Source organism: Amycolatopsis sp. NPDC059021 (assembly GCF_042739895.1).
Taxonomy (GTDB): Bacteria; Actinomycetota; Actinomycetes; order Mycobacteriales; family Pseudonocardiaceae; genus Amycolatopsis.
In genome coordinates, this window is the sequence record NZ_JBHYIQ010000135.1 from 1 (window position 1) to 11,867 (window position 11,867).

At 68.7% G+C, this 11,867-nt stretch carries 8 protein-coding genes; 7 read left to right on the forward strand and 1 reads right to left on the reverse strand.

Going from position 1 to position 11,867, the window contains the following annotated elements; translation table 11 throughout:
• Nucleotides 1–273: 273 nt before the first annotated feature.
• Nucleotides 274–1,776, reverse strand: a complete 1,503-nt coding sequence (locus ACFWX1_RS43750; protein ID WP_378395809.1) for an FGGY-family carbohydrate kinase — start codon at nucleotides 1,774–1,776, stop codon at nucleotides 274–276.
• Between the two features lie 93 nt (nucleotides 1,777–1,869).
• Here ACFWX1_RS43750 and ACFWX1_RS43755 point away from each other — a divergent pair, with 93 nt between their 5' ends.
• The 7 genes from ACFWX1_RS43755 to ACFWX1_RS43785 all read left to right on the forward strand — a co-directional run bounded on the left by ACFWX1_RS43755 (nucleotide 1,870) and on the right by ACFWX1_RS43785 (nucleotide 11,768).
• Nucleotides 1,870–2,862: a LacI family DNA-binding transcriptional regulator gene (locus tag ACFWX1_RS43755; protein WP_378395811.1), complete on the forward strand. Its 993-nt coding sequence runs from the start codon at nucleotides 1,870–1,872 to the stop codon at nucleotides 2,860–2,862.
• Nucleotides 2,863–3,030: 168 nt separating this feature from the next.
• A complete protein-coding gene (locus tag ACFWX1_RS43760) occupies nucleotides 3,031–4,557 on the forward strand; it encodes a sugar ABC transporter ATP-binding protein (RefSeq protein ID WP_378395828.1) in 1,527 nt (508 codons plus the stop codon).
• A gap of 71 nt (nucleotides 4,558–4,628) precedes the next feature.
• On the forward strand, nucleotides 4,629–5,666 hold the full coding sequence (locus ACFWX1_RS43765) for an ABC transporter permease (protein ID WP_378395813.1): 1,038 nt from the start codon (nucleotides 4,629–4,631) through the stop codon (nucleotides 5,664–5,666).
• 23 nt (nucleotides 5,667–5,689) lie between these two features.
• Nucleotides 5,690–6,700, forward strand: coding sequence for a substrate-binding domain-containing protein (locus ACFWX1_RS43770; RefSeq protein WP_378395814.1), 1,011 nt, complete (start codon nucleotides 5,690–5,692; stop codon nucleotides 6,698–6,700).
• Between the two features lie 117 nt (nucleotides 6,701–6,817).
• Nucleotides 6,818–9,262 (forward strand): glycoside hydrolase family 172 protein, encoded by a 2,445-nt coding sequence (locus tag ACFWX1_RS43775; protein ID WP_378395815.1) that lies wholly within the window; start codon nucleotides 6,818–6,820, stop codon nucleotides 9,260–9,262.
• 143 nt (nucleotides 9,263–9,405) lie between these two features.
• Nucleotides 9,406–10,818 (forward strand): L-fucose/L-arabinose isomerase family protein, encoded by a 1,413-nt coding sequence (locus ACFWX1_RS43780; protein WP_378395816.1) that lies wholly within the window; start codon nucleotides 9,406–9,408, stop codon nucleotides 10,816–10,818.
• Between the two features lie 5 nt (nucleotides 10,819–10,823).
• On the forward strand, nucleotides 10,824–11,768 hold the full coding sequence (locus ACFWX1_RS43785) for a family 43 glycosylhydrolase (RefSeq protein WP_378395817.1): 945 nt from the start codon (nucleotides 10,824–10,826) through the stop codon (nucleotides 11,766–11,768).
• Nucleotides 11,769–11,867: the final 99 nt, after the last annotated feature.

The following is an 11,867-nucleotide window of genomic DNA, read 5'->3' on the forward strand; positions in this document are numbered from 1 at the left end:
ACCCCCCCCCTCTCTTTGGATATTTTTTTTTGTGTTCTTTTTTTATTTTATGCGCCGGGGCGGAAAAAACACCGTCGCGAACGGAGCGTTCGCGACATACGACGCCGCCGCCCGAAGCCCCACCACCACGACGAACCCCGCAAGCAACACAAACCCCGCGAGCCGCGCACTCCCAGACCCCACCGAACGCCCCGAAGGGAGCCTTCACAGCGCTCAACGCCCTCAAGGCCCCCTTCACAGCACCACAGTCCACAAAGGACAAGCAGCCCGCGACTACGGCGTCTCGGCAGCGTGCTGTTGTGCGGCGAGGAAATGCGCGGTGTCCGCCGTCGCGTTGTAGAGCGCGCGGTAGTGCCGGTAGAACTCGTCGTACCGCGCGGTCATCGCCGGATCGGGTTCGACGGTCGACGCGATCGGGTTCCAGCGCGCGGCATCGACGTCGACACCGGCGCCTTCGGCCGCGAGCAGCGCGTCGCCGAGGCAAGCGCCGATCGTCTCGGCGGGCACCTGCTGCGCCAGCCCGGTGACATCCGAAACGATGCGCGTCCAGAGCCCGCCGGTGGTCCCGCCGCCGACCGCGACCAGCCGTCCAGCCGCGCCCCCGGCCTGTTCCATCGCCTCGAAGTTGTGCCGGACGCCGTACGCGATGCCCTCCAGCGCCGCCCGGTACACCTCGGCCGTGCCGTGCCCGGTGGTCAGCCCGGCGAGGATGCCCCGCGCGTCGGGGTCGAACAGCGGCGTGCGCTCCCCCGCGAAGTACGGCAGCAGCAGCAAACCCCGGCTGCCCGCCGGAACCTCGGCCGCCTGCGCGACGAGTTCCGCGTAGTCGCGGCCGAAGAGCTTGCGCAGCCAGTCGGTGATCGAACCGGACGTCGCCATCCCGGCGGCGAGCGTGAAACTGCCCGGCGTGACACCGCGCGTGCCCCACAGCCCGGGATGCGGGCGCGGTTCGGTCAGCACCTGGATGAGGAACATCGTGGTGCCGTACATGACCATGACGTCACCGGGCTCGCGGACGCCGACGCTCGTCGCCTCCGCCCAAGCGTCCACGGTGCCCGCGACGACCGGGAGCCCGCGCGGCAGCCCGGTCCGTTCGGCGGCCTCGGCACTGACCTCGCCCGCGATTTCCCCTGGCCACAACAGCTCCGGCAGTGGCAGGCCGGGCGCGACCCGTTCGGCCCAGTCCCGCGCCCAGCCCCCGGCGGCGAGGTCGTACATCGGCGTGCACTGGCTCGCCGAATGGTGATCCAGCACGTACCGCCCGGTGAGCCGGTGCACCACGAACGAACTCGCCATCAGCAGCATCTTCGCGCGCTGGTAGACGTCCGGTTCGTGCCGGGCGAGCCAGCGCAGTTTCGGCCCGACCGCCTGACTCGTCAGCGGCGAGCCACCACGCGCGACGATGTCCGCCGCGCCCAGTTCGTCGTCCAGTTCGGCGATCTCGGTGACCGCGCGGGTGTCGACGCCGTAGAGGATCGCCGGGCGCAGCGGCGTGCCCCGTTCGTCGGCGGGCAGCAGGCACGGCCCGATCCCGCTGACCCCGAGTCCGGCCAGTTCGCGCCCCTCGGCCGCGCGCAGCAATTCCCCGGTGATCGCGGTGAAATCGCGCCACCAGACGTCTTCCGCGTCGTGCTCAACCCAGCCCGGATGCGGCGTCGACACCGTGTGCTCGCGGACCGCCCTGGCGAGCACCCCGCCCGCCGGGTCGACCAGCACGCCCTTCGAACTCGACGTCCCGATGTCCACTCCGAGCAACAGTCCCGTGCGCGGTGACATCAGACCTCCAGCCACGGCCGACGTTCGGGAAATCGATTACCACGCTATTGTGAAAGCCTCAGATGTGTCAATGCACGGTAGAGGACAACGCAGGTGGCGACGATATCCGACGTGGCAGCGAGGGCCGGAGTGTCCACCGCGACAGTGTCCAGGGTGCTGAACGGGAAGTCCACAGTGGACCCGGCGCTGGCCGAACGGGTGGCGCGGGCGGCCGAAGAGCTCAGCTATACGCCGAACGGCCTCGCCCGTAATCTGCGCCGCCGCGAGACCGCCGTGCTGGCGTTGATCATTTCCGACGTCGAGAACCCGTTCTTCACCGCGATCGCGCGCGGCGTCGAGGACACCGCGCAGGCCGCCGGGTACTCGGTCATGCTGTGCAACTCCGACGAGAACCCGGCCAAGGAACGCCGGTACGTCGAGGTCGCGGCCATGGAACGGCTGGCGGGCGTGATCATGTCGCCCACCACGCCGGACAGCGACGTCCAGCCGCTGCTCGACCACCGCACGCCGATCGTCACCGTCGACCGGCGGCTGCGGTCGGCCGACTGCGACGCCGTGCTCGTCGACTCCCGGGCCGCCGCCAAGGAGGCGACACTGCATCTGGCCGAGCGGGGCTACGAGCGGATCGGCTGCATCGCGGGCCCCGCCGGGGTCACGACCGCGGACGATCGGCTCGCCGGATTCCGCGACGGGATCCGGGCCGCCCAGGCCAAGTCCTCGGCCCGCTGGGTCCGCCGGTGCGAATTCCGTGGCACCGCCGGACGTCAGACGGCCGAACACCTGCTGTCGCTCCCCGAGCCGCCGGACGCGTTGCTCGTGTCGAGCAGCACGATGGCCGTCGGCGTCCTGCAAGCACTGGCGGACCGGGGCTTGCGTGCGGGCCGGGACGTCGGGATTGTCGCGTTCGACGACGCGCCGTGGACGACGTTGATCGATCCGGCGCTGACCGTGGTCGCCCAGCCGGCGAGCGCGATGGGCCAGCTCGCCGCGCGGCTCCTCCTGGCGCGGATCACCGAGGGCACCAAGACGACCAGCACCACGACCATGCGGGCGCAACTGCTCATCCGCGACAGCTCCCACCGCTGAGGAGCACTGGGCCGTTCCGGCTAACCTGGGCAAACGTCCCCGAAGTGACGCTTGACACAGTCAGGACTCCACACCTAGCGTTTTGAGTAATCGATTACCCACCGCCTCCCGCCGACGTGAGGTGTTTGGGAGGTGTCCGTGAGCGTCCCCACCGCACCGCTGGTCGCGATGACCGGCATCAGCAAGGCCTACGGCGGAACACTCGCCTGCGACAACGTCGATCTGACGGTGCGCGCCGGCGAAGTCCACGCCCTGCTCGGGGAGAACGGGGCGGGCAAGTCGACGCTGATGCGCATCCTGTCCGGTGACGTCACCGATCACCGGGGCACCATCGCGATCGAGGGCAGCCCGGTGAGTTTCGGCTCGCCGCACGACGCGCAACGCGCCGGGATCGCGATGATCCCGCAGGAACTCGACCTGGTCCCGGGGCTGTCGATCGCGGCGAACATCTTCCTCGGCCGCGAACTCCGCACCCGAGCGGGCGTGATCGACATCCGCCGGATGAACCGCGAAACCGGAAACCTGTTGTCGCGCACGGGAATCACGCTCGACCCGAAGCGGCTTGTCGGCGAACTGCGCACCGGTGAACAGCAGCTCGTCGCGATCGCCAAGGCACTCGCGCTGGACGCGAAGGTGCTGATCATGGACGAACCAACGTCCGCGCTCTCGCCCGCCGAGGTGGACCGGATGTTCGCGGTGATCACCGAACTCCGCGCGGCGGGGGCCGGCGTCGTCTACATCTCGCACCGCATGGACGAGATCAGCAGGATCGCCGATCGGGCGACGGTCCTGCGCAACGGACGCGTCGCCGCCGCCTTCGACACCGCGGACCTGACCGTCGCCCAGGTGACCGAGGCACTGGTCGGCCGCCCGGTGCAGACCCTGTTCCGCACCGACCACAGCCACACCGGCCGGGAACTGCTGCGGCTCACCGATTTCGCGCTCCGGCCACGACGGGTACGGCCCGGCAGGCGCGAACCGAACGGCATCACGCTGAGCGTGCACGCCGGCGAGATCGTCGGGCTCGGCGGCCTGCTCGGTTCGGGACGCACCGAACTGCTGGAGACGCTCTTCGGCGCGGGCACCCCGGGCCGCTGGCACGGGGAAGTGCGGATCCGCGACAGCGTGGTGCGGCCACGCGGCCCACGCCAGGCAATGCGGCTCGGCATGGCGATGGTGCCCGAGGACCGCCGGATCTCCGGCCTGGCACTGCCGCACTCGATCCGCGCCAACGCCATCTTGTCCATAGTGGACAGAATCGCGGTCGGCGGCTACGTGCCCCGGCGCCGGGAATCCGGCGAGGTCCGTCGCGTCGTCGACGAGCTGAAGATCAAGATCGGCGCGCTCGGCGATCCGGTGAACACGCTGTCCGGGGGCAACCAGCAGAAGGTCGTACTGGGGCGAGCACTGCTCACCGAACCGAGCCTCCTGCTGCTCGACGAGCCGACCCGCGGCGTCGACGTCGGCGCCAAGGCCGAGATCTACCAGCTGCTTTCGGAAGCGGCCGCGCGCGGGATCGGCGTCCTGCTCGCGTCCTCGGAGCCCGCCGAACTGGTCGGGCTGTGCGACCGCGTGATCGTGCTGCACGACGGCCGCAGCGTCCGGGAACTGGACACGCACGACGCGGGCGAGGCGGAACTGCTCGCCGCGGCGATGGGCGAGGAAATGGCTGTCGTGGGGGAGAATCATGAGTGAAGCTTGCGAACGAATCATGGAAATCATGCGCCAAAAAGATTCAACACAGTCTCGCGGAGCGAGGCAATCGCATGAGTGAACAGCAGACCGAGATCCGGCGCGAACCGGCGGAGTTCCTGCCGGGGCGCGGCGCCGCCGTCGCGGACACCCTCTTCCGCTTCCAGAGCCTCTTCGGCCTGGTGCTGGTGCTGGTGGCCGCGATCGTGTTCTCCCCGCACCGCGACGGCGAGCTGTTGTTCCTGACCAGCGACAACCTGTTCAACGTCGTCCGCGCGACCGCCGAGATCGGGATCATCGCGGTCGGCATGACGTTCGTGATCCTGATCGGCGGCATCGACCTGTCGGTCGGCGCGGTGCTTGGGCTCGCGGCGGTCGGCTCGGCCGTGCTCATGGTGCACGACGGCTTCGGGGTGCTGCCGACCGTGCTGCTCGTCCTGCTCGCCGGGCTGGTTTTCGGCCTGCTGCAAGGGATCGCGTCGGCGGTGTTCGGCATCCAGGCGTTCATCGTGACGCTGGCGGGGCTGCAGATCGCACGCGGGCTCGCCCGGATCTGGTCCGGCGGCCAGGGCGTCGCGATCGCGTACGGGGACGGCCCCGGCGAGGCGCCCGTGACGTTCTCATTGCTCGGCGAGCGCACGTTCAACGGTCTCGTGCCGATCCCCGCGATCATCTTCGTGATCGTCGCCGCGCTCGCGATCATCTTCCTGCGCACCAGCGCGTTCGCCCGGCACCTGTACGCGATCGGCGGCAACGAGAAGGCGGCACGCCTGTCCGGTGTCGCGGTCACCCGGGTGAAGGTGCTGGTGTTCGGCCTGTGCGGGCTGCTGTCCGCGCTGGCCGGGATCATCCACGCCGGGCAGCTCAACCAGGGCAGCCCCAACGACGGCAGCGGCTACGAACTCGACGCGATCGCGGCGGTCGTCGTCGGCGGCACGGCACTGCAGGGCGGGCGTGGTTCGGTCGTCGGCACCGTCGCCGGCGCGCTGCTGCTCGGCGTGCTCAACAACATCCTGGCGCTCAACAGCGTCGACCCGAACGTGCAGCTGCTCATCAAGGGCCTCGTCATCGTGGCCGCCGCGGGCCTGCAACGACTCCGGCCCACACCGTGAGCCCGGAAACTGGGAGGTATCCGATGTCCGTCCGCGCACGCACCCATCTCACCGTCACCGCGCTGGCCGTGCTGGCTCTCGCGGCGAGTGCCTGTGGCACCACCAGCGAGAACTCCGGACAGGGCAAGCAGACCGGGCCCAGCCAGGCCGCCTGCAAGGGCGCGGGCGGCAGCTTCACCATCGGGATGAGCCAGGCCAACCTGTCGGAGCCCTACCGCCAGCAGATGAACGACGACATCACGCGCGCGGCGAAGGGCGTCCCGCAGTTCACCGTCAAGTTCGCCGATGCCCAGCAGGACAACAGCAAACAGGTCGCCGACGTCGAGAACTTCATGACGCAGAAGGTCGACCTGCTGATCATCAGCCCGAACGAGGCGACGCCGCTGACCGCGGTGGTGAAGAAGGCCTACGACAAGGGCATCCCGGTGCTGGTGCTCGACCGGAAGGTCGACGGCGACGGCTACACGCAGTGGATCGGCGCGGACAACGTCGACATCGGCAGGCAGGCCGGGAAGTTCATGGCCGAGAAGATCCTGCCGCAGGGCGGCAAGATCGCCGAAATCCGCGGGCTCGCCGGGTCGACTCCGGCGAAGGAACGCCAGGACGGCTTCGCCCAGGGAATCCAGGGCAAGAACATCGACATCGTGTCCACAGTGGACGCCGATTGGCTGCGCGAGAAGGGCCAGCAGCAGGCGGACGCGGTGTTCAAGGCACACCCCGAAATCCAAGCGGTGTACTCGCAGAACGACCCGATGGCCGAGGGCGCCTACCTCGCCGCGAAGGCCGCCGGGATCGATCAGAAGCTGAAGTTCATCGGGATCGACGGGCTGCCCATCCCGTCCGGCGGGATCAAGGCCGTCGAGGCGGGACGGCTCGCCGCGACGTTCGTCTACCCCACCGGCGGCCGTGAAGCCGTCGCGTCGGCGAAGCAGCTCCTGATCGACTGCAAGCAGCTGCCGAAGACCCAGCTGCTGCAAACCCTGCAGGTCACCAAGGAAAACGCGGCCGAGGCCTACGCGAAGGGCAACAGCTAGGACTTTCCCCGGTCCCCACCGGTAGCACCACCCTCCTCTCCCCTCCCCACCGATCGGAGCGTCGCCATGCGTCCCCGAAGAGTCCGTCATGCCCACAGATCACTACTGATAGCAGCCATGACCGCACTGAGCGTAGTAGGATCCGCCGCACCGGCCGAAGCGCAGCCCGACCGGCCGCCTTCGCCTGCCTCGGTGGGCCCGATCGGCTGGGACGTCTACCGTTCGCTGGACGCGATGGCGGCGTTGCGGCCGGGTGCGCAGACCAAGCAGTTCTCCAGCTTCGACCGCACGGGCGGCAACGAGGACGGCTTCCGCGGCGTGTACAGCTGCCTACGGCTCACCGCCGAAGGCTGCGTGATCGCGGAGAAGACCGGCGCCGGTGAGATCGAGAGCATCTGGTTCACCCGCGACTACGGGAACATGGTCAACAACGGCAAGCTCAAGGTCGAACTCGACGGCCGCGCGGTGCTGGACTCGTCGCTCCAGGACATTGTGGACGGACGGCTCGGCGCGCCGTTCGTCTGGCCGCTGGTGGGCAACGGCGACGACACCGCCGGTGGTTCGGTGCTCAAGGTGCCGATGCCCTACCAGCGCTCGATGCGGGTCACCGTCCAGCACAACCCGCTCTTCTACCACGTCACCTACCGCGAATTCCCGGACGCGACGGGGGTACGTACCTTCGACCCGCGCGATCGCGCGCTCGACGTCGTGGATCGCCTGCGGGCCTTCGGGATCCGCGATCCGAAACCGCCAGCGCGCCACGCGAACACCACCTCGGTCACCGCGGACGTCGCCAACGGCGCCACCGCGCGGTTCGCCACGCCCAGCGGCCCGGGGACCATCACCCAGCTCCGGGTTTCCTTGCCCCAGCTGGTTTCCGAGCCACGCGTACGCGACGACGGGCGCGCGTTCGGGAAGGGCGGACAGAGTTCGTTCCGGATCGCGATCGACCCGGCGAACACCGGCGTGCGGCTCACCCGGCGTCCGGACCCGGCGATCGGCCACCAGGTCGCGGACGTGTTCGTCGACGGCAAACCCGCGGGTCAGTGGACGACCGGTGCCGCGACACCGCGCGGGGTCTGGGCGGACCAGGTGCTCGACCTCCCGGCGAGCCTGACCGCGGGCAGGTCCTCGCTGAGCATCACCAACAAGTTCGTCTCGTCCGATCTCGACGTCAACGAGTTCCGTTACGACGTGCACTCCCGGGTCGGCGGGCAGTGGCGGCGCACGGACGCCCTCGACCTCGGACCCGCCCATCCCGGCGAGGAGAAGGCCCACGACTACCAGCTGGTCCTGCAGTCGTGGAACGGCTACCAGATCTACCGGTACCAGCGCGATCCCGCCAAGGTCGCCGCGTCCGAGGCGCTGCTGACCGGTACCCGGCTGCGGATCTCCTTCGACGGCAAGACCACAGTGGACTCGCCGCTCGGTGAGTTCTTCGGCTCGGGGCTGGGCCGGTTCGACAGCCGGACGATGCTGTCCTCGATCGACGCCACCGAGGGCGGCGCGTTCACCGCGTGGTGGCCGATGCCGTACCGGCAGGGCGCCGTCGTCGAGCTGGTGAACGCGAGCGGGCAGGCGATCAACCAGACGACGGTGGAGGTCACCTCGGCGTCTTCCCCGGAGGCGGAGGCCGGATTGCGGCCCGGCGGCAGGCTCGGCTACTTCACCGCGACCAGCCACAGAGGACAGACGCAGAACGGAGCGGACTGGACGACACTGCGGGCAGCGGGACGCGGGGTGTTCTACGGCGAGACACAGACCATGATCGGCCAGGGCCCGGAGGGCAGCCGTGAATACCTCGAAGGCGATGAACGCGTCTACGTCGACGGCGTCGCCAGCCCGCAGTGGCACGGTACCGGGACGGAGGACTTCTTCGAATCCGGCTGGTATTTCCGCGACGGCACCAACTTCGCCATGCCACTGACCGGGAACCCCGCCTACAAGCTCAAGAGCGACGGGTGCACCTGGGATTGCACGGGCGCGGTCCGCGTGCTCGCCGGGGACGCGGTCCCGTTCTCTTCGACGCTCACTTTCGGCATCGAACACGGGCCGGTGGACAACATCCCCGCCGAGTACAGCACCACCGCGTACTGGTACGGCCAGCCCGACGCGGGAATGCGCGAGACCGATCTCGTGGACGCGGGGAACGACACCAGCCGGGACGACCACGACTACACCGCCGAGGGCGAGACCCGGGGCACGCTGACGTCGACCTTCGAAGGCACCCAGGTCCAGGGCCCGGTGACCAGGGCGGGCACGGCTTCGACCGGCGCGGTGTCCTTCAGCATGGCGCTGGATCCCCGCAACGCGGGCGCGCGGCTGCTGCGGACCGGCGACCAGAACGCCGCCTACCAGCAGGCCGCGGTGTACGTCGACGGCAGACAGGTCGGCACCTGGACCCAGCCCCTGGGGAACGCCACGCACCGCTGGCTCGAAGACACCTTCGCGCTCCCGGCGAGCGTCACCGCCGGCCGGTCCTCGATCGACGTGCGGATCGTGCCCGCGAAGGGCGCTCCGGCCTGGTCGGCCGCGCAATACCGGCTGGAGGTGCTGACCTGACCCACCAGCACCGCGAACCACTCTGCCTACTAAGCCGACCAAATGGAGGCGGAGACGGTTCGCAGCCGGTTTGCTTGTATAGACCCGTTTCCGCCGTGGCTGTGGTCGGATTAGTAGCGAACGGCACAGTGTTTGGAGGACACATGGCACGCATCGGCGTGATCAATATTTCGGACGGGCGTGACTACGTCCACAGTGGAATCGCCGACTTCATCCAGTCCAATGAGGACAAGCTCGTGGCGTCCCTCACCGCCGCGGGGCACGAGGTGGTGAGGGCCCCCTCAGCCGTTTCGGCCAACACCCTCGCCACCTCGCACGCCCGCGAGATCGACGCGGCGAACGTCGATCTCACCGTGCTGCACTACTGCGTCTGGGCGTTCCCGCATTTCACGATGCTGGCCGCCGGCGCGCTGCGCGGTCCGCTGGTGCTGGTCGCGAACATCGATCCGGTGCAGCCGGGCATGGTCGGCATGCTCGCGGCGGGCGGCGCGCTCGACCAGATCGGCCGCGACCACGTCCGCCTGTGGGGCGATCCGGAAGATACCGCGCTGATCAAGGAAATCGGCGTCCGCGCGAGTGCCGCGTCGGCCGTGTCACGGCTGCGCGGCTCGACGTTCGGGCGGATCGGCGGACGGCCGATGGGCATGAACACGGCCGTCGCGAACACCGACCAGTGGCAGCGGAAGTTCGGCGTCGACGTCGAGGAGATCGACCAGTGGGAGATCGTCCGGCGGGCCGAAGCCGCGGACGCCGCCGAGAAGGCGAAGGCCCGCGACTGGCTGGAGCAGCACACCACCGTGCGGTACGACGGCAAGAAGCTCACGCCGGAATTGCTGGAACGGCAGATCGGCTCGTACCTCGCGATGCGTGAGCTCATAGACGAATGGCACCTCGATTTCAGTGGTATCAAAGGACAGCCGGAGCTCACCGGGCACTTCGCGACAATGGACGTCGCGGAGGCGTTCCTGAACGACCCGTACGACTGGAACGGTCCTAAAGAGACACACGTGTGCGCGACCGAGGCCGATATGGACGGCGCGCTCACCATGCAGCTGATGAAGCATCTCTCCGGGACACCGGTGCTCTTCGCCGATGTCCGGCACTACCACGCCGATCGCGACATCTGGGATCTGTGCAACTCCGGGCAGCACGCCACCTGGTTCGCCGCACGCAGCGACGATCCCGCGGAGAACCTCGCGAAGGTGACGCTGCACCCGGAAGTGTTCTTCTTCCCGGCCGGGGGTGCGTCGGTCGAGCACGTGGCCGCGCCGGGAGAGATGACGCTGGGGCGGCTCACGCGCAAGGACGGTGAGTACCGGCTCCAGCTCATGCTGGGCGAGTTCGAGAACTACGACGAACCCACCACGGCCGCACTCACCGCACAGTCCACTCCGGAATGGCCGCACGCCTTCGCGCGGCTCGACGCCCCCGCCGAGACGTTCCTGTCCCGGTTCGGCGCCAACCACATCCACGCGATCCCCGGCGACCGGCGCGCCGAACTGCGTGCGGTGTGCGAACTACTGGACATCACACTCGACGAATTCACCAGGGGTTGACGACCATGCAGGTGAACAGACGGACGGCGGTGTTGGGCTGCCTCGCGCTGGGTACCACCTTCGGGATGGCGGTGAACGGTGCCACTCCGGCCGGGGCCGCCCCGGCGGAGAACGACCTCACGGTCGGGAAGTTCGAGAAGATCTACGACCCGAGTGTGGGCGAGAAGGAACCCTGGTACCTCAACGATCACACGTTCATTCAGGACACCCGGGGAACCTGGCACGTCTTCGGCATCACGCACGCGGAGCCCGCCGATCCGGAGCACGAGATCGTCTTCGCCCACGCGACCGCGCCGGAACTGCACGGGCCGTGGACGAAACAACCATTCGCGCTCACGGTCGACCCGGCCTACGGGGAGACGCATCTGTGGGCACCGCACGTCATCCGCGTCGGCGGCACGTACCACATGTTCTACTGTGGCGGCGGCAAGGACAACACCAAGTCCGCGATCAACGTGGCGACGTCACGGGATCTGTTCCACTGGACACGGTATCCGGGCGGCTCGTTGTTCACCGACGGCTACGACGCGCGGGATCCGTACGTCATCCGGATCAACGGGCGCTGGGTGTTGTTCTACACCGGCAACACCGAGCCCACCGGCGGTCATCACCTCGTGCTCTACCGCACGAGTTACGACCTCCGGCACTGGAGCGAGCGGAAGACGGCGTACGTCTCGCCCGAGACAGGCACCTGGGGCGGCCCCACCGAATCGCCGTTCGTGGTGCGGCACGGGCGCTACTGGTACCTGTTCACCGGGCCGCGCCTGGCCTACGCGGGCACGGACGTCTATCGCAGCACCGATCCGCTGCACTTCGAGAACGCGAACCTGGTGGCGCACTTCGAGTCGCACGCGGCGGAAGTGATACGGGACGACGACGATTGGTATGTCTCGCATGCGGGCTGGGGCCAGGGCGGGCTCTACCTGGCCCCGCTCACCTGGTCACACTGAGACGGAACGCGGGGGGGGGGGGGGGGGGGCCCGCCCCCGGCGCCGGGGGAGGGGCGCCAAAACAGATAGATAAATATATATAACAGATATATATATCAC

Excerpts from the sequence above, each read along its gene's own strand:
- ACFWX1_RS43750 (WP_378395809.1), bottom strand. The coding sequence starts at position 1,776 with ATGTCACCGCGCACGGGACTGTTGCTCGGAGTGGACATCGGGACGTCG.
- ACFWX1_RS43760 (WP_378395828.1), top strand. The coding sequence starts at position 3,031 with ATGACCGGCATCAGCAAGGCCTACGGCGGAACACTCGCCTGCGACAAC.
- ACFWX1_RS43765 (WP_378395813.1), top strand. The coding sequence starts at position 4,629 with ATGAGTGAACAGCAGACCGAGATCCGGCGCGAACCGGCGGAGTTCCTG.
- ACFWX1_RS43770 (WP_378395814.1), top strand. The coding sequence starts at position 5,690 with ATGTCCGTCCGCGCACGCACCCATCTCACCGTCACCGCGCTGGCCGTG.
- ACFWX1_RS43775 (WP_378395815.1), top strand. The coding sequence starts at position 6,818 with ATGACCGCACTGAGCGTAGTAGGATCCGCCGCACCGGCCGAAGCGCAG.
- ACFWX1_RS43780 (WP_378395816.1), top strand. The coding sequence starts at position 9,406 with ATGGCACGCATCGGCGTGATCAATATTTCGGACGGGCGTGACTACGTC.
- ACFWX1_RS43785 (WP_378395817.1), top strand. The coding sequence starts at position 10,824 with ATGCAGGTGAACAGACGGACGGCGGTGTTGGGCTGCCTCGCGCTGGGT.